At 50.8% G+C, this 25,390-nt stretch carries 20 protein-coding genes; 8 read left to right on the top strand and 12 right to left on the bottom strand.

The window, feature by feature from the left end; all coding sequences use genetic code 11:
• Positions 1 to 2 precede the first annotated feature (2 nt).
• Positions 3 to 1,523 carry a glycosyltransferase family 29 protein gene (locus tag GW579_RS06725; RefSeq protein WP_165058179.1) on the top strand — a complete coding sequence of 507 codons (1,521 nt, stop codon included), beginning with the start codon at positions 3 to 5 and terminating at the stop codon, positions 1,521 to 1,523.
• A 14-nt stretch (positions 1,524 to 1,537) separates the two neighbouring features.
• Complete coding sequence (locus tag GW579_RS06730; RefSeq protein WP_165058181.1) at positions 1,538 to 2,476, top strand: glycosyltransferase family 2 protein; 939 nt, start codon at positions 1,538 to 1,540, stop codon at positions 2,474 to 2,476.
• A 56-nt stretch (positions 2,477 to 2,532) separates the two neighbouring features.
• Here the strand turns inward: GW579_RS06730 and GW579_RS06735 are convergent, their stop codons facing one another.
• The 6 genes from GW579_RS06735 to GW579_RS06760 all read right to left on the bottom strand — a co-directional run bounded on the left by GW579_RS06735 (position 2,533) and on the right by GW579_RS06760 (position 10,911).
• Positions 2,533 to 3,528 (bottom strand): right-handed parallel beta-helix repeat-containing protein, encoded by a 996-nt coding sequence (locus GW579_RS06735; protein WP_165058183.1) that lies wholly within the window; start codon positions 3,526 to 3,528, stop codon positions 2,533 to 2,535.
• Between the two features lie 26 nt (positions 3,529 to 3,554).
• Complete coding sequence (locus tag GW579_RS06740) at positions 3,555 to 4,826, bottom strand: capsule biosynthesis protein (protein WP_165058184.1); 1,272 nt, start codon at positions 4,824 to 4,826, stop codon at positions 3,555 to 3,557.
• Positions 4,827 to 4,870: 44 nt separating this feature from the next.
• Positions 4,871 to 6,910, bottom strand: coding sequence for a capsular polysaccharide biosynthesis protein (locus GW579_RS06745; protein ID WP_165058186.1), 2,040 nt, complete (start codon positions 6,908 to 6,910; stop codon positions 4,871 to 4,873).
• Positions 6,910 to 8,586, bottom strand: coding sequence for a polysaccharide biosynthesis/export family protein (locus tag GW579_RS06750; protein ID WP_152324281.1), 1,677 nt, complete (start codon positions 8,584 to 8,586; stop codon positions 6,910 to 6,912). The genes GW579_RS06745 and GW579_RS06750 overlap by 1 nt, the downstream gene beginning before the upstream one ends.
• Before the next feature lie 53 nt (positions 8,587 to 8,639).
• A complete protein-coding gene (locus tag GW579_RS06755) occupies positions 8,640 to 9,728 on the bottom strand; it encodes a capsule biosynthesis protein (protein WP_371819738.1) in 1,089 nt (362 codons plus the stop codon).
• A 196-nt stretch (positions 9,729 to 9,924) separates the two neighbouring features.
• Positions 9,925 to 10,911, bottom strand: coding sequence for a KpsF/GutQ family sugar-phosphate isomerase (locus GW579_RS06760; protein WP_152324283.1), 987 nt, complete (start codon positions 10,909 to 10,911; stop codon positions 9,925 to 9,927).
• 484 nt (positions 10,912 to 11,395) lie between these two features.
• Between GW579_RS06760 and GW579_RS06765 the strand changes: the two genes are divergently transcribed.
• The 5 genes from GW579_RS06765 (at position 11,396) to ybiO (ending at position 16,962) form a co-directional block, all read left to right on the top strand.
• The gene (locus GW579_RS06765; protein ID WP_165058188.1) at positions 11,396 to 11,662 is read left to right on the top strand and encodes a DksA/TraR family C4-type zinc finger protein; all 267 of its coding nucleotides are present in this window, start codon (positions 11,396 to 11,398) and stop codon (positions 11,660 to 11,662) included.
• A gap of 401 nt (positions 11,663 to 12,063) precedes the next feature.
• The gene (gene glnH / locus GW579_RS06770; protein WP_152324285.1) at positions 12,064 to 12,807 is read left to right on the top strand and encodes a glutamine ABC transporter substrate-binding protein GlnH; all 744 of its coding nucleotides are present in this window, start codon (positions 12,064 to 12,066) and stop codon (positions 12,805 to 12,807) included.
• Between the two features lie 110 nt (positions 12,808 to 12,917).
• Entirely contained in the window at positions 12,918 to 13,577 is a 660-nt protein-coding gene (glnP, locus tag GW579_RS06775) for a glutamine ABC transporter permease GlnP (protein ID WP_152324286.1), read from the top strand.
• Entirely contained in the window at positions 13,574 to 14,296 is a 723-nt protein-coding gene (glnQ, locus tag GW579_RS06780; protein WP_165058189.1) for a glutamine ABC transporter ATP-binding protein GlnQ, read from the top strand. Before glnP ends, glnQ begins: the two co-directional genes overlap by 4 nt.
• Positions 14,297 to 14,805: 509 nt before the next feature.
• Positions 14,806 to 16,962 (top strand): mechanosensitive channel protein, encoded by a 2,157-nt coding sequence (ybiO, locus tag GW579_RS06785; protein ID WP_420821539.1) that lies wholly within the window; start codon positions 14,806 to 14,808, stop codon positions 16,960 to 16,962.
• Between the two features lie 405 nt (positions 16,963 to 17,367).
• Here ybiO and GW579_RS06790 read toward each other — a convergent pair whose 3' ends face one another.
• The 3 genes from GW579_RS06790 to rlmF form a co-directional block, all read right to left on the bottom strand.
• Positions 17,368 to 17,637: a helix-turn-helix domain-containing protein gene (locus GW579_RS06790; RefSeq protein WP_165058193.1), complete on the bottom strand. Its 270-nt coding sequence runs from the start codon at positions 17,635 to 17,637 to the stop codon at positions 17,368 to 17,370.
• A 618-nt stretch (positions 17,638 to 18,255) separates the two neighbouring features.
• On the bottom strand, positions 18,256 to 19,566 hold the full coding sequence (locus GW579_RS06795; RefSeq protein ID WP_165058195.1) for a methyl-accepting chemotaxis protein: 1,311 nt from the start codon (positions 19,564 to 19,566) through the stop codon (positions 18,256 to 18,258).
• 340 nt (positions 19,567 to 19,906) lie between these two features.
• Positions 19,907 to 20,875 carry a 23S rRNA (adenine(1618)-N(6))-methyltransferase RlmF gene (gene rlmF / locus GW579_RS06800; RefSeq protein WP_152324291.1) on the bottom strand — a complete coding sequence of 323 codons (969 nt, stop codon included), beginning with the start codon at positions 20,873 to 20,875 and terminating at the stop codon, positions 19,907 to 19,909.
• 197 nt (positions 20,876 to 21,072) lie between these two features.
• Between rlmF and GW579_RS06805 the strand changes: the two genes are divergently transcribed.
• Positions 21,073 to 21,705, top strand: a complete 633-nt coding sequence (locus GW579_RS06805) for a flavin reductase family protein (protein WP_165058197.1) — start codon at positions 21,073 to 21,075, stop codon at positions 21,703 to 21,705.
• Positions 21,706 to 21,777: 72 nt separating this feature from the next.
• Here the strand turns inward: GW579_RS06805 and GW579_RS06810 are convergent, their stop codons facing one another.
• From GW579_RS06810 to ybiB, 3 genes are all read right to left on the bottom strand, one after another.
• Entirely contained in the window at positions 21,778 to 23,640 is a 1,863-nt protein-coding gene (locus GW579_RS06810) for a M3 family metallopeptidase (protein WP_165058198.1), read from the bottom strand.
• A 111-nt stretch (positions 23,641 to 23,751) separates the two neighbouring features.
• Entirely contained in the window at positions 23,752 to 24,093 is a 342-nt protein-coding gene (locus GW579_RS06815; protein WP_152324294.1) for a zinc ribbon domain-containing protein YjdM, read from the bottom strand.
• Positions 24,094 to 24,413: 320 nt separating this feature from the next.
• Positions 24,414 to 25,376: a DNA-binding protein YbiB gene (gene ybiB / locus GW579_RS06820; RefSeq protein WP_165058200.1), complete on the bottom strand. Its 963-nt coding sequence runs from the start codon at positions 25,374 to 25,376 to the stop codon at positions 24,414 to 24,416.
• Positions 25,377 to 25,390: the final 14 nt, after the last annotated feature.

Genomic DNA, 25,390 nt, shown 5'->3' on the forward strand with positions numbered 1-25,390 from the left:
CAATGAATGTTTTGTATAGAAAAACAAGAAAGTTAATTCTAAATCCTAAAAAATTTATTCAAGACAGCAAGTTTTTAAATGCTAGTAAACAGCATAAAAAAAACACACAGGAACAAAATAAAAACCCTAGCATTAATAGTATAATTACTAAGGATATAATAAACCTCTACTTGTCAGAACAATATACAAACAGCCTTAAGCTTCAATCTCATATTGAAAACTGCTGTAGCAAGCATGTAAATTTAAAAATTGGAGATTATAGGCTAAGCTCCAATGAAGTGCTTTTTGAATTCGATGGCCATATATTAACCTACGACATTTCATTCCCATTTGAAAACAATACGATTATCAAAGGATTATTGCTTCTAACCCCTAAAGAAACAGAATTTGATGGCAACTCTGAATTTTTGAATAAAATTACAAATGCAGCACACCAAATAAACGTACTGCATATGAAGCTATTAAATGACTTTAACTCACTTTATTTTTACTATAAAGATAGACCCGAATGCACTGATGTATCAAAAGTTAAATATGCATTAAATGCAGGCATATACACAACGGAAATAATAACCGCAGCGACAACACTGCTTGATTCGAAATATTTAACATTACATCAAAATGACCTTATTTTGATATTCAGGAAACTATATAGAATTTTAGGCCCTGATCCCAAACTAGAAAGCATTGCAAATAAACTAGCTAGCTCTATAAGAAAACAACTTTTCCCTGTTCAATTTATTATGTTATTAGCGGCTTTTTTTACCGAAAGTGGGGAATATGAAAAAGCCATCGAGATGGCAAACAAAGCAAAATCTAAAGATAAAGATGCTTGGAGTCGTTATAGATTTTTGGGTCTAACTCATCTTCTTTTTAAAAGTGGTGCTTTGGAAGATGAATGGGCTAAAAAGGATCATGATTTATTTCTTCAATTGGCCAAAAATGAATGGGAATTTGAGACATATGCTTTAACAAATGGTTCGAGCATGTCTATTGTTGGTAACTCACCAATTGAAGTAGGTTTGAAAAAAGGCACCGAGATTGACAGAAATTATAAAGTTGTTAGGTTTAACGGTGCAATCACAGACTATCCATTTAGTGTTGATTACGGAAGAAAAACAAATATTCTAGTAATTAATCCGCGCTATTATGAAACGCCGCGCAATAGGAAGTTTGGCTTAGATTTTATAATCATTTCTGATGGAAACCTGTATTCAACTAAAAACCTTGCGCTTAAACTTCACGATTTACAAGAGCACGCAGATAAAATTTGCCTATTGCCTCGCAATATCGATCTTAAGTTAACCCAGCAAATCGGGGCATCACCTAGTAGTGGACTTAAATACTTGAGCTGGTTATATAGTATAAATGGGCCTGTTTCAAGACAGAACATATTCGGTTTTTCACTTACTGACCAAGCTCATGGCGTAGCGACATCTTATTCTAATGGCCGTAGAGTGGGTTTAAATACAATACACAATTGGTCAAGCGAAAAATACCACATGGAATCTATTTTAGATTAAGCTGGGAAGAAATAATGAACATTGATATATTAATTCCATTTAAAGATGCTGAAGCTCACCTTCCTAATATTTGTTATGATTTATCACAACAAACATTTAATAACTTTCAAGTCACATTCATTTCAGACGACAGTATCGATGGTTCTATTGAATATTTAGAAAATACGCACTTCCCCTTTAAATCCAAAATATTAGAATCGACTGGACAGGGGCCAGGAACCGCTAGAAATATTGGCATCAGAAACACTGACTTTGAGTACATCTGTTTTATTGATGTTGATGACCGTATTGAAACTAATTTTATTGAAGAATTCACGTCTGTCGCGATTAATCATAAACCTGATATTGTTGAATGTATGTTTAAATCTATTTCGCCAGATGGCGAAATAATTTCCGGCACACACATTGAAAACTTCATTTCCAACAAGGATAGGTTTCTGACTTTACTCGACGGCTCTACCCCTCGTTTATCTTGGGGGAAAATATATAAAAGAGAACATTTATTAAATATTGATTGTTTCTTTCCCGATGGAATCCACAATGGGGAAGATCATATATTTCTTTTAAATGCTTACAGTAGCAACCCTACGGTAGAAATAGTATTGAAGAAATTATATTCCTGGGTAAGACATCCAAACAGTTTAACTAATAGACCACCAACAGAAAAAACGATCGAAGACTTCATAAAAGTTAGCGAATTAAAAAGTGATATATTCGAAAAATACAAATCCTATATCACTGATAAAAACCTTTCTTCACTGGCATTTTCAAGAAGATTTTTCAAAGAAGCAAGAATGTTACAGCTACAAATCAAAGCGTTCCCTTCTACTTCTGGCAACTTAATTGTAAAGCTCCAACAAGGGATATTGCACTCAGAAAAACTGAAAAAAAGAAGGGACGACATTGAACATGACGCAACTAGTTACTGGAAAGATGTGATGACACAGTTTTAGATCCCATTAGTCTTCGACTTTAAAAAATTAATGAATCCCGAATGTTATTGACTCAACTAATGGCTTGGGATTCTATTATTTAAGCCCTTATCTTCAATATCAGCCACTACCCCATCAAATCTATTCCCCTCCACCACATTATTATCCGCATAATCGTTGAAGTACTTACCGGAACTGTCCCTCGGTTTATCCCCGCAATCAAATCCTGATAAGTCCCGGTTTTGCCGGGATGCCAGCCAGATGCCGACGGGTTCATTTACAAAGGTGTTATTGCGAATGACGTTGTAGTCGCTGTGCTGCCAGCGGATCACGGATTTGCCTGTGCTGAAATGCTCGCCGCAGTTCTTATACAGAAATACGCCCCCTGCCCCGTTCGATTCAAACCGGTTACCTTCAATAAGATTGTACGCCGACGAATCCACCGCTAATCCTTCCCGCTTTCCCTTGCCGAAACTCTCATGTCCATTATTGATAATCTGGTTATCCACGATTTTGTTATTGCGCGATGAATGTTCCAGGTAGATACCCGACATATACGAGTCGCGGACAACCGAGTGGCTCAACGTCGAATGAGTGACGTAATCGTCAAAGTATATCCCTACGCGTCCGCTGCCGGTGACTTCAACGTTTTCGAGGGTTATCCGTGTCGGTGTCCGGCGGTAGTTTTCTTCATGGTTCGGGCTGAGTTTGTTGGCGGCGATGTCGGAAGTGATACGGATGCCGCTGTGGGTAAAGTTGCGCACTTTGCAGTTACGGACAGTGACAGCGGATAACGGCTTACCCTTGCTGTTGATCAGTATGCCAAAAGGGCGTTGATTGTCCCCCTCGAGCACCGCACCCCGGCAGTCTAACGTGGTATTGCTGCTGGTGATGATGACCGCTTCTTTATAAACGCAGTGAGGGGATAGCGTGGTATTACCGCGGACATCAGGCAGTTCGCACTCATGAGAATGCATCGAGGGAACGGCGTCCGCGCAGGCGGTAAGAAACAAGGGGAGCAGGATGGATAATGAGAAATATGCGCAGAGTTTGATCGGTAAACATTTTTGCATCTGAGCATATTCCTCAAAGGTGATCGTTACGAAGGTTGTCGCTTGATGTAATTCATCACCAGCTTTTGGCTGATAAATACCGGCTGATACTGGCTGTCGGCTATTGCAGCAATATCGGCTTTGCGACCGCCATAATACACCGCATTAATCTGCGTATTTTGCAGCAAGTATAGTCGGAATTGTTTGAACAGTTTCATGTCCGGCTTATATCCTGAGGTCCAGAACTGGTTCAGATGTCCCTGATAGGTAATGCCTTTAATGTCATACAGCGCGCTGCCCATCACTTTCAGCGGCTTGTTATGGATAAGCGCGGAGATACCCGCTGTGCTGTTAATCGTAACCACGGCTTTGGAGTGTGTCAGCAACTCAGGCATCGGCAGGTCATGCACGTAAATAACGCGGTTAGCGATACTGTATTTTTTACCCAGCTGGCGGATAAGCGGTCCGTACAGACGGTGCCCCCTGTCCATCGGGTGATGTTTAATCACCAGAAACTCGGTTGAAGGCGCTTTTTTAGCGAACGAGTGCATCACTTCATTAATGTAATCACGCACGTCGTTATACGGGCTGTGGTTACGGATCTGGCTGTCGTTATACACCTGCAAAATGGCCAGATAATAGCGCTGATCCAGATCTGTTTGCAGTTGCTGCAACACATGGCGCTGACGGAAGGCATACAGTTTTTTACGCCAGGCAGCACGGGTCCAGCAACGCGCCTCGTACCACGGCGAGAAGGATTTGTGATGGCGGTATTTCGGGAAATCATGGCGATAGCGCCATCCGGCGAGATAATATACGGTCGCGTGGCGGACGCGCTGCCAGCCTGAAGGTTTCAGGTGCTCGATTTCCGGCATAGTCATTGTTGGCAGGCTGCGGTAGAACTCCGCGTCGCGCGGCAGGCCGGAATAGGCGTTCACGCCACCTTGTTCCAGCGTGATGTAATGCGGCCGCAGGTAGCCTTCCTCGAAGGCGAGGAATCTCACGCCCTTGGCCTGCGCCCAGCGTTTAGCCGCCTGATGCAGCGGACGACAATCCCCGAAACACACGATGGTGTCGAAGTCGTACTCCTGCCAGGTTTCTTTCAGCCAGGTCGGAAACTCCTGAGGCGTCTGCTGGTACAAACGGTATTCACGCTTTCGCGAATACAATCTGTCACCGCCGTTGAAAACGACGTTCACCGCTTCACGCCCCAGTGACTCCAGCCACTGTGCTAAATCACTGAAGAAAGGCCCCATCGGCCCCTGCAACAGCAGATATTTTTTACCAGAAAGTAATGTCGTAAGCGCCTTACTGTCCATTTCTGTCCGTGTCCATTTACGCAAAAAGCTTAAAAGAGGCTGGTTCAGGTGGTCAATGTCACCCGGATCAACATGAGCAGTTTCCTGTAATAGCGAACTATCCTGCCCGCCTTAATCTTTGAGAATTGCATTTGCGCCCGTGGCGTCGCAGCAAGAAGTTCAACCGCCTGCTCCGCTAAAATAGGCTCCCGGCTATGCGGGTCGATATACGACGGGTAGGCAATCAGCGCCTGATAAACCACATCGTCTAATGTGAGGCTGCGCGTTCTGCGTGAACAGGTATGTTCATCGTGCGTCAGTCCCCAACCGGCATAAAAAGGCATGCCGTAACACACCACTTTTTTGCCGTGGAGTAAGGCTTCAAAACCTGACAATGACGTCAGGGTATGCAGCTCATCAGCAGCCTGAATGCACTGAATAATGTCAGCATCCAGGGCCTGACTGTCTGCCCACCGGCTGACATCTTCAGCAGGAATATTTCCCTGCCGGTTCCCCACCAGAACATCCGGGTGCGGCTTATAAATAATGTAGGCATCCGGGTGGCGTTCCCGCACCGTGCGCAACAGCTCGCCGTTGGTGCGTAATCCCATCGTCCCGGTCAGGATCGACGCGTCGTCTTCCACCTGTCCCGGCACCAGAATCACGGTCTTTCCGCTGGCTCCGGCTGGCAGCGTAAACGCCGCGCCGAGGTTGTATTTACTGACTTTGCTGGCCACCAGTCTCTGGCGCAGTCGTGTTGCGCGTTGTTGCTGGAAACCGGTCAGACGGCTCGCACTGAGCAGCGTTTCGAGGTCACTTGGCCGCGTGGCGTCGTAGTAAATACCGGTTTTATCCAGCACCAGAGAAAGCGGCGGATGCAAATCAGAACCCAGCCCGGCCGAACGCAAAAATCCATCTTCCATTCGCCATTGCGGGAGTCTTTTTCTTTGTGCATCCTCGTGCCAGCGGCGTTCGCCTTTGGTGCCCCACACCACGCAGGCGGATTCACCGGCATGACGTTTACTGAAATTCACTTTGTTTGTTTTGGTCCGCAGGAACGGCGCAAGAATGCTGCGCTTCCAGAGTGTCAGACCCGGCGACCACAAGCGCCCTGTCCGCTGCTGGTGATGCTGACGCTGCATCAGCAACCAGTTCAGTACGTCAAATAACGTTCCCGCCTGGCCGTTTACCGGGTTCAGATATCTGCTGTAACGCAAACAGGCTGCCCCGAATAAATCCTCGATGCTGGCGTTACCGCGTCGGACGCGAAGTTCTGCGGCAAGCGCATGACGGTCATCCGTCAGACCCCAACCCGCGTACCACGGCTGACCAAACACGCTGACCGGTTTACCGGCGATCAGCGCTTCAAAACCATAATTCGACGTCACCACATACACGCGGCTGACGCGTTGCAATAACGACTGCGGGCTGACGTCCTGCGCAATCAGTTTTATGCGCGGATCCTGTTTCGCCTGCTCCCCGAGCTGCGTGAAGTAACCGGCTTTTTTCCCCGATAACACATCAGGATGCACCTTCACCCAAATCTCAGACTGCGGGTTTTCAGCCAGCGCCGCTTGCAGCATATTGTCGAACTGTTCTTTCCCGGCGTTGCCGTACACGACGGCCATGTCGCCAAAGGTCTGATCGACGACCAGCACCGCGCCCTGTTCCGGTTGCGCCAGGGTACACACCGGTGCCTGGTTGTATTTCGACAGGTCACCGTCGACGATCATCTGCATCGCCTGACGGGCATCGTCGTGCAGCAGGCGGTTCTCTTCATGCTGATGGATCAGCGTTTCCAGCGTGCTCGGCTGCGAGGCGTCGTAGTACATGCCCTGCGTGTCCAGCACCATGGAAAGCGGCGGACATCCTGAAACGCCCAGCCCCAGAGAACGGATAAAACCGTCCTCAAGGCGCAATACCGGCCGGCCAGATTTTTCGGCCAGCGCAACGGCTTTCGCGCCCGTTGGCCGGTAACCCCACACGGCAATCCGCGTGATGTCATCCGGCACCGGCCGCAGCAACGAAAGCTTGCGGCACGGTTCACCGAGAAATGCTTCCAGATGCGGGATGCGCTGAATGCCCGCAGAAAAGATCCCGATCATTAAATTGTCAGCACCACTTTCGCGGCAACGGCCAGCTGATACAGGATCGTCGAGATACCGCGCGTGACTTCGATGTTCTTCGATTCATACTTCGGCAGAACCATCAGCTCATCGCCCGGTTGCAGCGTTTTCACGTCATCCGCGTTAATCGCTTCGCCGTTCTGTTTAATCAGGATGACTTTCGAGTTACCCGCTTTCTGCGTAAAGCCACCGACTTTCTCGATGTAATCTTCCGGGCTCAGCCCTTTCTGCCAGCTGACGGCGTTCGGGAACAGCACTTCGCCGTGGATCATGACCAGCGAGGTTTTTTCCGGAATATTAATCACGTCGCCGTCTTCCAGGATCACCTGGTTCAGGTTGTCTTCGTTCAGGACCACTTCACCTTTCGGCACCACCTGACGCGCTTTATTCACAAAGCGGCTGACCAGCTGCGCTTCCTGTGCGCGCAGACGCCCTTCTTCTTGCGTGGAGGACTGGGCAGAAAGAGACGCTTCTTCCAGTTTCTGCAAGGTCAGATCCAGCATCTCTTTCTGGCGGATCGCCACGGAGCGGCGGTACAGCTGAATGGCATTGATCTGCGACATGGAGTTGGTGCGGATTTTCGGCAACAGCTGGCTCATGGTGGCGCCATACGGCAGTACCACGGCGTGTTCACCGGAATGTGCGCCTTCGATGCGCACCTGAATGGTGCCGGCATAGCGGTCAGAGCTGATGATCAGCTTATCGCCATCCTGCAATGACCGGCCCGGCGCAGAGCTCAGCGGGTAGTATTCGCTGCGTTTCATGCTGCCCTGCTGGCGGATGATGGTCATGTGCGTCGCGCCCGGTTTCGGACGTGCCCAGCTCAGGGCTTCGCTCACCGGGATCGTGCTGTCGCGGAATTCAAAGTCGTAGCTGTTGAAGACGTCGCCTTCCACGCTGAACGTGTGCTGACGCGGCCCGACAACGATGGTATCGCCGTCAGAGAATTGTGACAGGCGCAGATCGCCGTTCAGCAAAAAGTCATAAAGATTGATGCGCGAACGCACGCGGTCGTTGTGTTTCACCACGATATCGACATAGCTGCCGCGTTCGGTGTCGACGCCGCCCGCTTTGCTCAGGTAAGAGAGCAGAGAATCAGACGCCACGCCGCCGTATAAGCCGGGGTTAGTGACGTAACCGGTCACAAAGACTTTTACCGGTTGCGCCTGTAACAACGAGGCGTAGACGTTTACGTTGGCCTGATAAACCTGTTTCACTTTGGTGGTGATCACACTGTTTAGCTGGCTGTTAGAAATACCGGCAACTTTGAGCGGGCCAACGTTTGGCAGGAAGATATTGCCTTTGGGGTCAACAGTCAGCGCGCCGTCAAAGTTGAAAGCGCCCCAGAGGCGGATCTGAACCTGATCGCCCAGCCCGACCACGTAGTTCGGGTTAAAACCAATGCTTGCCGCGTTATCCGCCGCCGCACCGCCGGTGAACAACTGCGCACCAAACATACGGCTCATCACCGCCGGAACCGGCGGCGGTGGAGAATCATCAAACCCGGTATCCGACGACGTTTGCTGCGTCTGGCCGGTCAAAAATGTCGGCAAAGGTGCCGCACCGGTCATGTTCGGATCGGCATTAATTCCCACGGCATTCGCCTGGGTGAGCTGGCAGGCCAGCAAAATCAAAACGGACTTCAATAATTTCATAACAAGCTCTGTGTGCGATTCTTCAGGCTAAAAGGACAGCGGAACAAACCGCATTAATCTTTGTGGTCATCGATGACCGCCAGCAATAATTTGATCGTCCCGAACAGAAGGCAGCAGACCAGCAGCCAGCTGGCAATCATGTAAGGCACATTCGGGAAGCTGGATTCCTGCGGCAGTTGCGGCGAGCTGATCACCGACAGCACTTTCAGTTTGCGGGCGGCTTCGACGCGGGTCTTTTCAATCGACGTCAGCGTGAGCTTGTACAGGTCGGTGTCGAACTGAACTTTTGCCTTAATCTCTTCAAAATCAACCGCCATGCTGTTCAGCTGACGGCCATCCGGCGCGGTGATTTTGCTTTTTTCCTGATCAATCTGTTTGCCCAGCGACGTAATCGCATTCTGCGCACTGATCACCTGCGGCGCATCTTCACGCAGATAGGTCAGCAGATTGCGCAACTCGGCTTCCATCTGGATTTTTTGCCCGACCATTGTGTTCACCAGCGAGGTGGCGGCCACGGCCTGAGCTTCAGGATCAAGAATGTTGTTCTGGTTCTGATAAGCCAGTAACTGTGTTTTGCTGACGTTCAGACGCGCCCGCGCATCAAGCATTTCCTTTTCGGCAAAGGCTTGCTGGTCACGCGCAATCTTATGGGAGATTTCGTTGATGAAGCGTTCGGATTCTTTCAAAACCGCATTGTTGAACTGTTTGGCAAATTCAGGCGTAAAACCCTGCGTGCCGATGGTTAACAGACCCGTTTTATCGTCATAAGTGACGGAAATACGGTCGCGGTAATAGTTGAGGAATTGTTCGCTTGTCGCGTCTTTTGGCAGACGGTAGAAGAAATCCAGGCCGCTTTTTGCAAAGGCAGAATGGAAGTCGAGTTGCTTATCGAGCGCCATCATCATGTCAGGCGAGTTTATGTATTCTTTTAAATACATTGCGTCCTGAGCAGTGCTTGGGTTTGCAGCGCCCAGCAGCAAGCCGACATTCAGACTGGAGCCACTGATGTCGTTTGAGCTTTTAATCGCAACCGTAGATTCGCTGAGATAACGCGGGTGGCTGAAAATCACCAGATAGATAATCAGCAACGCCATCGGCAATCCCACTACAATTTTGCCCAAATTGCGGTTCAGCGTGGCCATACTAAAATGCGGAGATCGACGAACCCGGGCAATATGTTCCCCGGGCCAGGCAGACTTCATTTTTTCAATAAGCATTTATTTATTATCATCATGACAAATAGCACGCTTTTAGCGTCGTGCTTTATTAAAAGTCCCGTGAATCTGCCTTATTTCCCCTGCGGAATACTCACGGTGCGTAATTATTTCAAATATTATTTCAGTCGAAAATGCGCACCAGACCGGCGACGTTTTTCTCTTTGTTGGTGACCAGCAATACGGAAACCCGATGTTTCTGCATCAGCGTTTCTGCATCCGTAATCATCATGTCCGCCGGTAATGTCAGCGGCGAACGGGTCATCATGTCGGCGGCACAAGCGCTGTCGAGCTGTGCATTCTTTTCCATATAACGGCGTAAATCGCCGTCAGTAATAATGCCGACCAGTTGCTGCCGGGCATTATTAACGGCCACCATGCCCTGACACCCGCAGGTAATTGCTGAGATCACCTGGCGGAACAACGTATCTTCCTGAATGGTCGGCACGTTGGTTTGCATGACATCCGCTACGCGGGTCAGCAAACGGCGGCCCAGAGAACCGCCCGGGTGATAACGTGCAAAATCCGTCGGCAGGAATTTACGCTGATGGATCAGCGCAACGGCCAGCGCATCGCCAATTGCCATGGTTAACGTCGTTGACGTTGTCGGCGCGAGATTGTTCGGGCAGCTTTCGCTTTCCATCATCAGCTCAAGCGTGGCGTCAGCATATTTCGCCAGCGTCGATGCGCTGTGATTTGTGATCGCGATAATCCGGTTACCGAACTGACGCAGAGAAGGAATGAGCTTGAGAATTTCGTCCGTTTCACCGCTGGCTGAAATCAGGATCAGCAGGTCATACGGCGTGATCATTCCCAGATCGCCATGAAAGGCTTCTGCCGGATGAATAAAGAAGCTTGGAGTGCCGGTCGAGGCCAGCGTCGCGGAGATTTTACGCCCCACATGGCCTGACTTTCCCATGCCAGAAAGGATGACGTGGCCTTTGCATTCCATAATCAGTTTTAATGCTTTCTGATACTGGACGCTGTCGAGCTGAGCAGAGAGGCGTTGCAACGCATCGGCCTGCTCGGAAAGTGTGCTGCGAACGGATTCGATCAGACCCGGCTGTAAAGATGCACCTGCCGTGCCGCCAACTACCTGATTATCTGCCACTTTAATACCCTGCCTGGGATTAAACTCACTCCGTCACGATGCAAAAGAGTGGGTACTTATAATGGTTAGCCGATCAAGCAAATGTGTCCTGATGAATTCCATTTCTTAGTCGGGCCAGTTGCAGCTGCCATGCAGCAGAAGGGAATTGAATGAGAAGTCAGCGCAAACTGGCCTGAATAAGGTGTCCATGGGGAGAATAGCTGTTACAAATATGCACATATTCACACGAACAATTGATGACAGAAATACATTCATTCAATTCATGCGTTTTTTTAACATATGGCACGAAATAACACAAATCTTATCAGAAAACTCTTAGTAAACGCAGAGCTATAATAAAAGCAGAGCATTAACAAACAAAACAATTAACCCATTGTTTTACAAAAAAAATCATCTTCACTGCTAAGAATTATTCTTAAAATAGCGTTTCAGATTAATACTGAGATTGCTTTCCAATAAATCTGATAAACATTCGGAGGTCACCATGGCAAGCGGATGGGCGCAAGATGGCGCAGTTCAGGACCAGATAGATTCAACAGTCAATGATGCGGTTGACCGCGCTCGTCAGTCGCTCGGGCACGGCGAAAGTGAGCATTTCTGCCGGGAATGCGGGGAGCCGATTCCGGAAGCTCGCCGGAAAGCGCTTCAGGGCGTTCAGTATTGCGTCACCTGCCAGGCTGAGCTGGATAAAAAGCAGCAGGATCACGCCGGATATAATCGCCGTGGAAGTAAAGACAGCCAGCTGCGCTAGATTTTTTCCTTATGACCGGTTGCACCATAATGGTTCAACCAACCTCGGTTTTTCCTCAGATCCCACCCTTCCCCTCTTTACATTTGCTTCAATATTGAGCAGTGGTTTTACGCACGTTCTGAAAAAGTTAGAGCGAGTTATCATTTGGATGGCATGATTGTTAATTAATGATTGTTTAAAATACAACATCTGGTTAATGATGACGCGATGCACCACGATAGAACATTGCAAAATGTAACAATGCACCACAAATGTGCAATTTCGGATTTATCCGCTGCTTGAACGGTTCAGCAAGACGATAAGCCATTGAATTTAAATATAGATGAATAATGGCATGAATTTTGCAGTTAAGCGTCGTAACATAAGGTCGTTCCCATAATATGTACAAAGGAAATTCACTGATGAAGTCACTCTTAAAAGTTTCCCTGGCCGCGCTGACCCTGGCCTTTGCCGTTAGCTCACACGCAGCAGACAAAAAACTGATCGTAGCTACCGACACTGCGTTTGTACCGTTTGAATTCAAACAAGGCGACAAGTATGTCGGCTTCGATATCGACCTGTGGGACGCGGTCGCTAAAGAGATGAAAGTCTCTTATGAACTGAAACCAATGGATTTCGGCGGCATCATCCCTGCCCTGCAAACTCACAACATCGATCTGGCACTGGCCGGTATCACCATTACGCCAGAGCGTAAAAAAGCGATCGACTTCTCTGACGGCTACTACAACAGCGGCCTGATGGTGATGGTTAAGAGCAACAACGACGCCATCAAAAGCGTTAATGATCTGAAAGGCAAAGTGGTTGCAGTGAAAAGCGGCACCAGCTCCGTTGACTACATGAAAGCCAACGTGCAGACCAAAGATCTGCGTCAGTTCCCGAACATCGACAGCGCTTACATGGAACTGGGTACAGGCCGTGCTGATGCTGTGATGCACGACACCCCGAACATTCTGTATTTCATCAAAACTGCCGGTAAAGGCCAGTTCAAGGCCGTCGGTGATTCACTGGCTGGTCAGCAATACGGTATCGCCTTCCCGCAAGGCAGTGACCTGCGTGAGAAAGCCAACGCGGCTCTGAAAACCATCAAAGAGAATGGTACCTACGCGGCAATCTACAAAAAATGGTTCGATACTGAACCTAAGTAAGATTTTTTCATTTAAGTCGTTCCTCTATATAGAAATCTGACTTGATAAGAAGCGCCTGACGGGGAATTCTCCGGACAGGCGCAGTTTGTTGTTTTACCAGGAGATAATCCATGCAGTTTGACTGGAGCGTAATTTGGCCCGCTCTGCCTATCCTGCTCGAAGGCGCCAAGATGACATTGTGGATTTCGGTCCTCGGTCTGGTTGGCGGTCTGATTATTGGTGTGATTGCGGGTTTTGCCCGCGCGTTTGGTGGCTGGTTTAGCAGCAATATCGCACTGGTATTTATCGAGCTTATCCGCGGTACGCCTATTGTCGTACAGGTAATGTTCATTTATTTCGCACTGCCGATGATGGTTCCCGATCTGCGTATCGACCCGTTCAGCGCGGCGGTGGTGACAATCATGATCAACTCAGGTGCGTACATCGCTGAAATTACGCGTGGTGCCGTGTTGTCCATCCATAATGGTTTCCGCGAAGCGGGCCTGGCGCTGGGTCTGTCGCGTCGTGCGACCCTGCGTTACATCATCATGCCGCTGGCGTTGCGCCGCATGCTGCCACCGCTGGGCAACCAGTGGATTGTGAGTATCAAAGATACCTCGCTGTTTATCGTCATCGGTGTCGCCGAGCTGACCCGTCAGGGCCAGGAAATCATCGCCGGTAACTTCCGCGCCATGGAAATCTGGAGTGCGGTTGCCGTTATCTATCTGATCATCACGCTGGCTCTGAGCTTTGTTCTGCGCCGCTTAGAACGCAAACTGAAAATTATATGATTGAATTCAAGAACGTCTCAAAACACTTTGGTAAAACCCAGGTGCTCCACGACATCGATCTGAACATTTCTCAGGGTGAAGTCGTGGTTATTATCGGACCATCCGGTTCCGGTAAATCCACTTTGCTGCGTTGCATCAACAAGCTGGAAGAAATCACGTCCGGCGAGCTGATTGTCGATGGCCTGAAAGTGAATGACCCGAAAGTCGACGAACGTCTGATCCGCCAGGAAGCCGGTATGGTTTTCCAGCAGTTCTATCTGTTCCCGCACATGACCGCGCTGGAAAACGTGGCTTTCGGCCCGATCCGCGTTCGTGGTGCCTCGAAAGATGAAGCCAATAAACTGGCGAAAGAATTGCTGGCCAAAGTCGGCCTTTCCGAGCGTGGTAACCACTATCCGTCTGAACTTTCTGGCGGGCAGCAGCAGCGTGTGGCAATCGCCCGTGCGCTGGCGGTGAAACCTAAGCTGATGCTGTTCGATGAGCCAACCTCTGCGCTGGATCCGGAACTGCGTCATGAAGTGCTGACCGTCATGAAGCAGCTGGCCGAAGAAGGCATGACGATGGTTATCGTGACCCACGAAGTCGGCTTCGCCGAGAAAGTGGCATCACGGTTAATCTTCATCGATAAAGGGCGTATTGCGGAAGACGGTAAACCGGCAGATCTGGTGAATAATCCACCGAGTGAGCGTCTGCGGGAGTTCCTGCAACACGTTTCCTGATGCCAAAGGCCGCGGCAAGAGCGGCTTTTAACTCTGACCGGAATTATTTCGGTTTCTCAAGTGCGGTGATCGCTTAACGCGCTGCGCCGAAACCGCCCAAAAGGGGAAAGTGCTTTTCCCCTTTTGGATTTCCCCTCGCCTTTTTACTCCGCGCTATCGCTGGCTGGCTATGTTCCAGTTACCACCGTGACAGGCTGGAAATCTTGCCGCTACGCGATGCCTTCTCTCGGTCCTGAAGGCTTTGGTCTTCAGGCCGCTCCGTTCAGCAAGATTTCTGAATCGCCCGTAAGTTTCAACACACTCGCTCTGCCGGTCATTCCCTTATGGCACGTCCCCCCACAACGTTTTGCCACAATTTTTCTACAATACCGTCACCGATGCTTTACCCTTAGGGCAGCAACACTTCCGACTAACGCTATTTTGAGAGAGGAACAATGCCGCATAACGACAGGACTCCGTTGGCTCACCGCATCCAGACACCGATATTTTCAGCTCTGCTGTTTATCACAATCTCCCTGTTCAGCGCCTTCAGCCATGCGGCTGAGGAAAAACCCGCTGCCGCCGATCAACAGAAAGCTTCTTACGCCGCGCTGGCCGATATTCTTCAGGATGATAAAGCCCGCGCCCAACTGATTACCCATCTGCGGGAAGCCGCCGGAACCGCACCGGCAGCAAAAGCGCCTGCCGAAAACACCGCACCGCAGGCTGAACAGCTTTCGCTGATTGACCAGCTGGTGGATACCACGCAGCAAACCGCTTCCGGATTTATGAAGCGCGTACAGCAGCTTAAAGACACCATCAATTCCGGCCCGCAGCATCATTTTAATGCCGCGCGTTTCTTCCCGGCGTTGGGGTATTTTTTGCTGACCGTCGCGGTGACCTTTGCGTTTTTCCATCTGATTCGCCGGTTAATCGGGCCGCTTTATCTGCGCCTCGGGCGTTGGGGAAACCATGCGCGACTGAAAGAAGCCCACTGGTACAAACTGCCCGCCAGCATTATCGGGGCGTTCGCAGTTGACCTCGGTATTCTGCTGCTGACCGTCGCTGCCGGGAATTTGTTCACGCAATATTTCAACGGCGGCAGCCCGCTGATTGCGCGCCTGCAGGCTTTGTTCCTCAGCGCCTTTGCGGTGATTGAATTCTTCAAAGCCGTTTTGCGCCTGATCTTTGCGCCCGGCTTCAGCTACCTGCGCCCTTTCCCGCTGGCGGATGTCACGGCGCGCTACTGGAATACCCGTCTGGCGTGGGTCAGCGGGCTGATTGGTTACGCCCTGATGGTCGGCGTACCGGTGGTTGCCACACAAATCAATTACACCACCGCCGCTGTGGTAAATTTCGTGGTGATGCTGGCCCTGACGGTTTACGCCAGCTGGCTGATTCTGCATAACCGCCGCACGATTCATCATGAATTCAACCTGCTGGCTGAACGCTCGATGGCATTTTTCAGCGTCATTCTCCGCGCCCTCGGGCATGTCTGGCATCTTCTGGCGGTCAGTTATTTCGTGGTGCTGTTCTTCCTTTCGCAGTTTGATTTCGCCGGAAGTCTGCGCTTTATGATGGCCGCGACGATTAAAAGTCTGGTGATTATCGGCATCGGCGCGCTCATCTCCGGCCTGCTTTCGCGCTGGATTAACCGCCGTATCACCCTGCCCGATGACGTTAACCGCCGTTACCCGCTGCTGCAAAAGCGCATTAATTCGTACATTCCGGCGGGTCTGAAAATCATCCGCGTGCTGGTGGTGCTGAGCGTGACGCTCTCGCTGCTCGACGCGTGGCAGATTTTCAATCTCAACAAATGGTTTATGACTGAGACCGGTGGGAAAGTGATCAGCGGTCTGGGCCATATGCTGTTTATTCTGTGCTTCGCCATTGTGGCCTGGACGTTACTTGCCAGCGTGATTGAACATCGTCTGGCGCAGGAACTGAGTAACGGCGCACGTCCGAGCGCCCGTGAGCGCACGCTGCTGACCCTGTTCCGCAACGTCCTCGCGATCGTGATTTGTACGATCACCATTATGATCATGCTCTCGCAGGTCGGGCTGAATATCGCCCCACTGCTGGCCGGTGCCGGTGCGCTCGGTCTGGCCGTCAGTTTCGGTGCGCAAACGCTGGTGAAAGACGTGATCACCGGTATTTTCATCCAGTTCGAAAATGGTATGAATACCGGCGAATACGTCACGGTGATGGGCATCAGCGGCACGGTTGAGCGCATGACCATCCGCTCGATTGGCCTGCGCGATATCTATGGCGTTTATCACATCGTTCCCTACTCTTCGATAACGACGCTTTCGAATTATGAACGTGAGTTTGGCGTCTACCGCGCCAGCTATAACGTCAGCCGCAATGAAGATGTGGACGCCGCCAACGCCGTTCTGCGTAAGGCCGTAGAAGCGCTGCAACAGGATGAAAGCATCAAACCGTTATTGCTCGGTGAACCGACTTATCAGGGTGTCGTGGGATTAGGCGATCAGTTCTTCACCCTGCGGGTGCTGGTGCGCACAAAAGCGCTGGAACAGTGGACCGTGCAGTATGCGCTGGACAGACTGGTGAAGATTCACTTCGAGAAAGCGGGCATGGTGATGCCAAGGCAGGCGGTGCAGATATATAAAGATGAAGGAGATGCTGGCGGTGGGGGCACCTTACCGGTGGTAGGGTCAGTCAGGTGATGTGCTGGCCGCAGGGCTGAAGCTGTATCGAGATAATTTCGGTTTCTTCACTCGCCGTGGGGGCTTGACCGAGAATATTTCGGTTTTTTAAGTGCGGTGATCACGCGGCCTCTCGCGCCGAAACCGCCCAAAAGGGGAAAGTGCTTTTCCCCTTTTGGATTTCCCCTCGCTTTTTACTCCGCGCTTCGCTTGCTGGCTATGTTCCAGTTACCACCGTGACAGGCTGGAAATCTTGCCGCTTCGCGGTGCCTTCACTCGGTCCTGAAGCCATAGGTCTTCAGGCCGCTCCGTTCAGCAAAATTTCTGAATCGCCCGCACGATCTTAAATTCAAAAGAAGACTGTTTTCCATCTTTAAGAAATGTGGATTGCCATTTTTGAGCGCGCCATTCGACAAATTCAAAAAACTATTCTCTTGATTTGTCGTGGAGATTTCTTAATGTCTTGCTGATGAGTTGGCCATGCGCATCAAAATAACGGCTTGGCCTGATTTGTGCTGGTGCAATATTGAGTGCAGAAGCAATCAGCATTTCACCTTTCGGCCACGAACGTGACAATGCATTGGAAAGAGTCGAAGAGGACAAACCCGCTGCGCGTGAAACGGCGGCAAGCGTTGTTCCTTGCTTACGCAGTGCGGCAATAATGTCGGCCTGATGCCAGTCGGTATAAGTTTTCATTGGACACTTCCATTACAGAGGACAAATTGACGAAACGATCACGTTGAACGTTCTTTACCTCCAGTAATCTGGGCCGCAACTCCCAACTGCGGATGAGCCGCAGCGATGTGATCATACCGTCATGACTTACCGCGTGCCAATTGCGAAATCATGAAGTTGAGAACTTGATTCAGAGTAAATTTAAGTCGTTACATGGAGTTACATCAGAGACAGGCTCTTTGCCCGAGGGCGATTCAGAAATCTTGCTGAACGGAGCGGCCTGAAGACCTATGGCTTCAGGACCGGGAGAAGGCACCGCGCAGCGGCAAGATTTCCAGCCTGTCATTGTGGTATCTGGAACATAGCCAGCAAGCGATAGCGCGTGTTGTAAAAGCGGGGAGAGATCCAAGAGAGGGAAAGCACTTTCCTCTCTTGGGCGGTTTCGCCACAGCGCGTTAAGCGATCACCGCACGTGAGAAACCGAAACTTTCTCAAATCAGCCCTCACGGCCAGTGAAAAACCGAAATTTTCACAATTCAGCCCTCACGGCCAGTGAAAAACCGAAATCCTCTCGATCCCGCCTTCACTGCAAGTGAGAAAAAGATCGGTTAGCCGCCCCGGTGCAGCGACCTCCTGCAATCAATGCCTCGTTTGCCCCTGATCCCCGGTGATAACCGAAAACTCCGCCATCATCCGCACCAGATCCTGCATCCCCAGATTGACCTGATTAATCACATCTCCCGCATTACGGCTCAGCGCGACACCGCCGCCCGCTCGGTTAACGCAGTTCCCCATGCCATCGATTGCCGCCATCACACCGTCGCGGATACTTTGCGTCAATTGGTCAATCTCCACGGCGGCTTTCCGTGACTGATCTGCCAGCGAACGCACTTCACCGGCAACCACGGCAAATCCCCTGCCCTGTTCGCCCGCGTGCGCGGCTTCGATGGTGGCGTTAATCGCCAGTAAATTGGTTTGCGACGAGATGCGCCGGATGGTATCCACCATCTCACCAATCCGTTCTGAGGTTTGGCCGAGCTGACCGATAATGTCCGACGTGCGGCGCGCCAGCGCTTCCACTTCCTGCATATCTTCCACGGCTTTCTGGACGATGGTGACCCCTTCGGCAGCGGTTTTATCCGTTGTCAGCGACAGTTCGTGGACGTGCGTCATCATGCTTTCCTGCTGACGCTGCTGCGCCATCTGGCTGGTAATATCCTGAGCGATTTTGACGATTTTCAACACTTTGCCGTCATCATCCATGACCGGGTTATAGCTGGCTTCCAGCCAGATCGCCTGGCCGCGACCGTTCATCCGCTCGAAACGCCCGAGGATGAATTCACCGTTACGCAGACGCTGCCAGTGATTTTTATATTCGTGGGTATCACCAAACTTCGGCAGACAAAACATCGCATGAGAGTGGCCTTTAATTTGTTGCAGAGAATAACCCATGACTTTCAGGAAGTTATTGTTTGCAGAAATCACATTACCTTCCGGGGTAAAGGTAATCAGTGCCATTGAACGGTCAAGTGCTTGTAAAATCCCCTGATGCTCGTGCGATTCTGTAATTCTTTCAGAGACATCACTGGCAATTTTAATTATTTCAGTGACTTTGCCTTGTTTATTTTTAACAGGAACATAAGTGGCTTCGAGCCAGATTAATTTCCCACTTTTATGTACACGTTTAATATTTCCGCTGATGGACTTTCCCTGCCGTAAACCTTCCCAATGCAAGCGATAGGCATCGCTGGCAACGAACTCTGGCGTGCAGAAAATCCGGTGAGGCTGGCCGACGACTTCCTGCCTGTTGTAGCCCATGCCTTTCAGGAACAGGTCATTGACCTCAAGCACCACGCCCTCTGGCGTGAAGACAATCATCGGGACAGCGTCCTGAAGTGCTGCGAATTTATCACGCCATGCCGTACTAAACTGATGAGAAAATAATTGCATAGGACAGACACCCTGTGGCTGATAACGTGAATTAATGCGTGGTCGCAATTAATTTAAAAAATACGCACGTGCTAATCCCTGTGGGTTATTCGTCAAATAACGATAACTCACAGAACATTAGTCTGACCCCTGGGCGGGTTGCAGGAAGGTTTGCTGAACCAAAACAAAACGCGTTTAAATAAAGTCACGCGATAAATCATTATCAGGATAATTAATCAACTTTCTTATAGTGAATTAAGCATAATTTAATCCAATGAAAAAGAAAGGTCAGGCAGGAGTATTTTTTCCAGCCTGTTTTTCGTCAGAATAACAGGCTGGAATAAAGAAGATTACAATGTGATCAAACTGACCAGCGCTTAATCGCCCAACTTTTTTGCTGCGATGGCGTCAGGAAGGTCCAGGCGACGAAGCGGCTGATTTTATTCCCCTGCGTCATCTCGATGGTGCGGATATCCGTCACCCCCTCTTCGTTGAGCGCGTCATACAGTAGCGGAAGTGTTGTTTTTTTAGACACCAGCACGGTGTACCAGAAACAGTTCTGTGCTTTACCGGCGCTTTCTTCCGCCATGCGGACAACAAACGCTTCTTCGCCGCCTTCACACCACAGTTCGTTGTGCTGACCGCCGAAATTCAGATCCGCTGTACCGGCACGGCGATCCAGACCCAGATTCTGACGTTTACGCTGGCTGCCTGACGCCGCATCTGCCGCCGACGCATGGAACGGCGGGTTGCACAGCACGGCATCATAACGCTCATCGTGACGAATAATGGTGTCGAGAATACGCGGCGGTTTCGCCTGCAAACGGAAACGTACCTGATTGGTCAGTTGCGGGTTGGTCGCGACAATTTTTTTCGCGGCAGCCATCGAAACCGGGTCAATCTCACTGGCGGTGAAACGCCAGCCGTATTCACGCAGGCCGATAATCGGATAAATACAGTTCGCGCCCACACCGATATCCAGCACCGAAATGTCTTTACCCTGCGGGATGTTGCCGTTGTTGCAGCTGGCCAGCAAATCAGCCAGATGGTGAACATAATCAGCGCGCCCAGGAATTGGCGGGCAAAGATAATCTGCCGGAATGTCCCAATTTTCAATCTGATAGCAATCACGGAGCAAAGCACGGTTCAGCGCTTTTACAGCCTGCGGATTGGCGAAATCGACAGACAAATCGCCCCATTTATTTTCACTGACAAACGGCGCCAGTTCCGGGCTGCTGGCAATCAGGGCCGGGAAATCATAGCGGCTGCGATGACGATTTCGCGGGTGAAGACCGCTTTTTTCCTGAGGGAAGACTTTCTTTTTTTCCACCTGATTGACTCTCCGAAAGGTGTTGCGCGACGCACAAAGCATGCGATGGGGCGTTGATATTCATTAATGGCGCACAAGATAACACAAACCGGGGCAGCCTGCCGCGCGCATCCGGGCACATAAAAACGCTCAGCGCCTGTTTAAAACGGGTAATGTACAAATCAGTGTTTTGATGAATCTTTTAACTGAGGAATATCATGAGCGTTGATGATCGTTATTATTACGAACCCGCAAGCGGTCACGGCCTGCCGCATGACCCGTTGAACGCCATTGTCGGCCCGCGTCCGATTGGCTGGATCTCCTCGCGCAATGCGGCCGGTCAGCGAAATCTGGCACCTTACAGCTTTTTTAACTGCTTCAATTATCGCCCACCGATCATTGGTTTCGCCAGTAGCGGCTGGAAAGACAGCGTGGCGAATATCGTCGAAACCGGCGAGTTTGTCTGGAACCTGACCACGCGCCCGCTGGCGGTCAGAATGAATGAAAGCTCGGCCACGCTGAAACGTGGCGAAGACGAATTTACGTTTGCCGGCCTGACGCCGCAGCCGGGCAAGATTGTGGCGGCCGATCGCGTGCTGGAAAGTCCGGTGAATTTTGAATGCAAACTCACGCAGTGTATTCAGTTAAAAACGGCGACAGGTGAGGATATCGATACCTGGCTGGTGCTGGGCGAAGTCGTTGCCGTACATATCGCGCCGCACCTGCTGGTTGACGGTGTTTATCAGACCGCCCTCGCCGAGCCGGTTCTGCGTGCCGGTGGCCCTTCGGCTTACTACGGCATTTCGGAAGATTTGCGGTTCGATTTAATACGCCCTGACGCCCGCCAATAACCGCTGATTTAACCCATAAAAAAACCGCCACCGGTTCAGCACCAGATGGCGGTTTTTTACGTTATGCCGCGGTTATTTCGAACCGTAATTCTGATCCACAAAATCCGCAAAATCCTGGCACATAGCCTCATCGCCGTCGGCGCTGTCCGCCAGGATACGTTTCCCGTCTGCCACGCGAATATGCACGTTGAGATCGAAATCGGCTTCCGGCTGTTCGCGTTCAGAAGCGCCTGTGATTGTGCGCTGAGCATCTTCCCACGCGGCGTCTACCGTCTGATTACACGCCTGCGCCAGATAATCCGGATTGAAGCCCTCACCGGTCAGGCTGCGTAAGGTCTCGTCGTGACTAATACTGTTGCCAGGCGTCCAGTAATGCTTCGCCAGATCCGGGCCAATCGCCGGGTTATCGGTCAGGTAACCGTCACGTTTAAGGAAGAAAGCGCGCGTCTGTTCTACGGCCATCATTGCCAGCAGATAGCCCTGATAAGAACAGGCGGATTCCATCGACAGTAAATGCGGTATCGCCAGCGTCGGACGCGGGCTGCCGGTCACGCCGAGGATATGGGTTTCTACGTCACGCGCCAGCGCGATCATGGCTTCCGGTGTGCGTTTTTCATCCGGCCACTGATAAAGCTGCCATTCGAAATACGGCACCAGCAGAATATGGCGCTCGTTAAAGGAACGCATTGGCTGGCGGGCTTCGATACTGGCGTGAATCAGTTCATCCGGCACCGGCTCACCGGCGGTATTTTTCGCATAACGTTTCAGCCAGTCCGCGTCTTCCAGCAGGCTGTCGCAGAACATCGACTGCGTTTCGGCGTAGGCCATAGACGTTGGCGGGAATTCCTGTGAGAAGCATGGCGCATTCTGGCGGATATTGGCGAAATGTGCCGCGTGGCCGCCTTCGTGGAACAGCGTATTCAGCCCGCTCGCACCGCTGCCAATCTGATCCGGTTTTGCCAGACTGGTGAAGTTAATCACCGCAGGCACCCATTTGCCGTTGTCATAAAACGGTGGCACCGGTCCGTGCATAAAACCATTCTCAAATTTGCCTTCCCGCACCAGCAAATCCAGCTGCATCTCTGCGCCGTTAAAGCCGATATTCAGGCGCTTGAAGCTGTCAATCCAGCGACGCAGGGAATCGGCAAACGGGAAGTAAGGATCGAGCTGGCGGGTAACGTCACCGGCGCTGGCGAAACGAATATTCCACGGCAGCAGCGCGGCGTCACCTTCACGCGCCACCAGCTCATTAAGGCTGCGCGTGTTGCTCTCACGCGTCTGCTCTTCGAACCGGTCGAGGATGGCGAATAGCTGTTCCGGTGACATGCGCTCGGTTTTATTGACTTTGTAGTCGAAGTAATTGCGATAACCCAGCTGACGCGCAAAGCGGTTACGCAGGCTGATCAGCTGCGGCAAACCGTTATGCAGCAGCCACTCTTCCAGCTCACGTAAGGCGTTTTGAGAACTGCGGCGGTACGCTTCATTTTCGTTGTTCGCCTGATTGGTCAGCAGCTCACCCAGCGAGGCATTGACGCGCTCGCCCTTGCTGTTGATGTGCGTCATGCGGTACTGCTTACGTTTGCTAAACAGAGCGGATTCCGCCTGAATGATTTCATCAAGCAGCGCCAGCGCTTCAGGATCTTCGATGACGTTGCAGTCGAAGAAACTCAGCCAGCCGCGCAGGCCATGCAACAGCGCATCACGTTCTGCATCCGGCGTTTGTTTTTCGAGACGAGCGATGACCTCACGCAACTGCGCGGGGCGGGTCGGTTCGGAGATAAAGCGTTTATAGGCCGTTTCGGCAGCGGAGAAAGCACGGGAGACATTTTCATCGCCGGTGCCCATATAGTTTTGCCAGAACAGATTTTCTTTGTTCCGGTGGACTTCGAGATAGTCGTGATTGAGGGCGTTAAAATAGTCCTGAGCCTGTTTCATGTAATCTTCTCTGCTGAATGTTAAAGAGATTTTACATTGAGTGTATGTTCAGTCAGCGGTTCTGTCGATATGGCAAAACCGCTGAATGCGGGCAGGCTTCAGAATTTGGGATTAGTTTTTCTTAACAAACTCAGATTTGAGTTTCATCTGCCCAAAACCGTCAATTTTGCAATCGATATTGTGATCGCCTTCGACCAGACGGATGCCTTTCACTTTGGTACCGATTTTCAGCATGGAAGAGCTACCTTTCACTTTCAGGTCTTTGATTACGGTGACAGAATCGCCATCCGCCAGCAGATTGCCGTTTGCATCCACGACCTTCAGTGTATCGTCATCACCCGCCGGATCGCTGTTCATTGACCAGACATGGCCACATTCAGGACAGTTAAGCATTTCACCGTCCTGCCAGGTGAATTCGGACTGACATGTCGGGCAAGCTGGCAACGTTTCCATATTTAAATCTCCATAAAACTTTATAAAAAAACGAATGAAATCAGTAAATAGATTCCGTAGTTCCTTTATTTTAGCGTTTAACCACACTTTTGAACAGGGTAAGGGAGATTTTTGGGAAATGAGTCCGGCATATGGAGTGAATTTCTCGATGATAAATATGGCTTTTTAAGCTCCCTCCCCTGCGAAGGGGAGGGTTGGGGTGGGGTATTAAAGAAAAACTAAAAATTTTGAAGTATGCATTGACTACAGTTTTGACCTTAATACCCCCTCCCCGCCTCCCCCTTCGCAGGGGGAGGAGCTAACTGAGCTCATTGGGGCTTTTAAAAAATCTGATCCACAATCATTTTGGCTTCGGCCATATCGCCACAAATTTCTGCGGCGACCAGACAACACGCCATCTGCGTGATAATAGCCTGCGGGATAGCGCGTTCGCCCTTCAGACATTCCTGAATGTAGTTCACGGTCGTTTCGACATCTTTGCCGGCCGGTACATCCGCAGCAAAAATCTCTTCCTTCTCCGCCAGCACACTCAGTTCACCACCAGCGATAAAGTGCGTCTGTGGGAAACGTGACGGGTTCGCATACACTTCACCTTCAGTCCCTTGCGTCAGCAAAGCGCGACCGTCGATCTGGCGAAAGAATGAGGAAACGCGCTGCACATATTCCGGGTGAGAAACGCTGGATAAGCGCAGTGAATCCTGCCCGACAAATGGCGTAATGAGTTTTGCCAGCGTATGACTGCTGTTGCGTACGCCCATCTGCCAGCGCAGGGCCAGCTGTTTTTCAATGGGCGGGCACAGAACGGAAACCGGCACAAACACCGGCGCGTTGGCTGCATCGAGTTGCTGCTGGGCCTGCCCCTGAGACCGGGCGGCGTCGATACCCAGCGCCCGGAAAATCTCAGCGCTGGTGATACGCGTCGGGTCTTCGTCTACGCCGTGAACCAGCACCGGTAAACCCAGCCGGTTGAGCAAAACCGCCAGCAGCGGCGTGAGGTTCGCCTGTTTCCGCGCGCCGTTATAGGTCGGGATCACCACCGGAAGCGGGCGATTTTTGGGTGCCTGAAGGCGCATCACAAACGCTTCCATCGCGCTGTAAAAACCGAGCATTTCTTCCTCGGCTTCACCTTTGATTCGGAACGCAATCAGCAGCGCGCCGAGCTGTAAATCAGGTACGTCACCGGCGAGGATTTCACGATACAGCGCGTGCGACTGCTCCCGGTCCAGATCGCGGGCATGGTTTTTTCCGCGTCCGACTTCTTTGATGAGTTTGGTGTAATCCATCGTACCGTTACCTT

Source organism: Rahnella contaminans, assembly GCF_011065485.1.
GTDB lineage: Bacteria > Pseudomonadota > Gammaproteobacteria > Enterobacterales > Enterobacteriaceae > Rahnella > Rahnella contaminans.

Coding starts and splice junctions, on each gene's coding strand:
- GW579_RS06725 (WP_165058179.1), top strand. CDS start 3: ATGAATGTTTTGTATAGAAAAACAAGAAAGTTAATTCTAAATCCTAAA.
- GW579_RS06730 (WP_165058181.1), top strand. CDS start 1,538: ATGAACATTGATATATTAATTCCATTTAAAGATGCTGAAGCTCACCTT.
- GW579_RS06735 (WP_165058183.1), bottom strand. CDS start 3,528: ATGCAAAAATGTTTACCGATCAAACTCTGCGCATATTTCTCATTATCC.
- GW579_RS06740 (WP_165058184.1), bottom strand. CDS start 4,826: ATGGACAGTAAGGCGCTTACGACATTACTTTCTGGTAAAAAATATCTG.
- GW579_RS06745 (WP_165058186.1), bottom strand. CDS start 6,910: ATGATCGGGATCTTTTCTGCGGGCATTCAGCGCATCCCGCATCTGGAA.
- GW579_RS06750 (WP_152324281.1), bottom strand. CDS start 8,586: ATGAAATTATTGAAGTCCGTTTTGATTTTGCTGGCCTGCCAGCTCACC.
- GW579_RS06755 (WP_371819738.1), bottom strand. CDS start 9,728: ATGGCCACGCTGAACCGCAATTTGGGCAAAATTGTAGTGGGATTGCCG.
- GW579_RS06765 (WP_165058188.1), top strand. CDS start 11,396: ATGGCAAGCGGATGGGCGCAAGATGGCGCAGTTCAGGACCAGATAGAT.
- glnH (WP_152324285.1), top strand. CDS start 12,064: ATGAAGTCACTCTTAAAAGTTTCCCTGGCCGCGCTGACCCTGGCCTTT.
- glnP (WP_152324286.1), top strand. CDS start 12,918: ATGCAGTTTGACTGGAGCGTAATTTGGCCCGCTCTGCCTATCCTGCTC.
- glnQ (WP_165058189.1), top strand. CDS start 13,574: ATGATTGAATTCAAGAACGTCTCAAAACACTTTGGTAAAACCCAGGTG.
- GW579_RS06790 (WP_165058193.1), bottom strand. CDS start 17,637: ATGAAAACTTATACCGACTGGCATCAGGCCGACATTATTGCCGCACTG.
- GW579_RS06795 (WP_165058195.1), bottom strand. CDS start 19,566: ATGCAATTATTTTCTCATCAGTTTAGTACGGCATGGCGTGATAAATTC.
- GW579_RS06805 (WP_165058197.1), top strand. CDS start 21,073: ATGAGCGTTGATGATCGTTATTATTACGAACCCGCAAGCGGTCACGGC.
- GW579_RS06810 (WP_165058198.1), bottom strand. CDS start 23,640: ATGAAACAGGCTCAGGACTATTTTAACGCCCTCAATCACGACTATCTC.
- GW579_RS06815 (WP_152324294.1), bottom strand. CDS start 24,093: ATGGAAACGTTGCCAGCTTGCCCGACATGTCAGTCCGAATTCACCTGG.
- ybiB (WP_165058200.1), bottom strand. CDS start 25,376: ATGGATTACACCAAACTCATCAAAGAAGTCGGACGCGGAAAAAACCAT.